The sequence below is a fragment of the Microcoleus sp. K1-B1 genome (assembly GCF_036704705.1).
Lineage (GTDB): Bacteria > Cyanobacteriota > Cyanobacteriia > Cyanobacteriales > Microcoleaceae > Microcoleus.
On record NZ_JAUBSH010000218.1, the window covers coordinates 1 to 1,014 of the forward strand.

General features: G+C 41.6%; 1 protein-coding gene. It reads right to left on the reverse strand.

Annotated elements, in window-relative coordinates; translation table 11 throughout:
* Positions 1-68: 68 nt before the first annotated feature.
* Positions 69-833: a transposase gene (locus tag QUA83_RS30500; protein ID WP_333297957.1), complete on the reverse strand. Its 765-nt coding sequence runs from the start codon at positions 831-833 to the stop codon at positions 69-71.
* Positions 834-1,014 lie beyond the last annotated feature (181 nt).

The window sequence follows — 1,014 nt, forward strand, 5'->3', positions numbered from 1 at the left end:
GAGTTACCTCAGTAGATATATTCTTTTTGTTTACTTATCTTAACATAGTTCGGTTTTTTTGCGCCGACCTACTTACCTGTACAAGACAAACGAGTTTTGCCCTTAACCGAAGTCCCAGAAGTGCGTTCGCTCGGTGTTAAACCAGCATAAGCTGCTAATTGACGAGCATTATCGTAATCGGAAACATCGCCAATTTCAGCTAATAATATAGAAGCTGTTAAATCGCCAATGCCAGGAATTGAGGTCAACAAGTCACGCTGTTGTTTTAAATGTGGGTGTTGCTGAAAATGGTCACTAATCAATTGCTTGATTAGTTCTTGCTGTTGTTGTAGATACTCCAAATGTTCTAGAGTCAGGGTAGCAACAGTTGGTGTAGCCGTTTCCAAACGATTACGTTCGCTCGTCATCATTTCTGTGACTGATTCGAGCCTCCGTAACAGGGCTTGTAATTCCTTGACTTCAGGCGCAGTAGGAGTCCATAATGAGGGTTTCATCGCCGCACAAAAACGGGCAATTAATGCGGAATCTACGGAGTCTGTTTTAGTTCTCAGAAGTTCGCTTTTGGCAAACCCTTTAATCCGCGCTGGATTGACGATACTTACCTGAAAGCCTTCTCCATAAAGAAATTCGGCTAAGGCTTCGCCATAAATGCTAGTAGCTTCCATACAAGCATGGAGTTCGACTACACTTTGTTGTTTGAGCCAGTTATGCAAACTCTCAAACCCTTGAGTATTGTTCGTAAACTTCCTGGGTTTAGTTGCACGACCTTCTCTCAGTAATGAGACATGAAAGTCTTTTTTACTGATGTCTATACCTAAGACTGTTGATGTCATTGTTTGCTCCCGATGTACTCCTTTCTATTAAAGAACCTGACAGGCAATTGAATACTAGCCTTGTTAATGCAGGCTTTCTCGATCAGAAGATCGAGAGCCTAAGATACTAGACCTCTTGCGAAAGTCTCAGGCGCTCTCTAATTTAGTCTTTAAAGAAAGTTCATAATTATAAATACCAGCG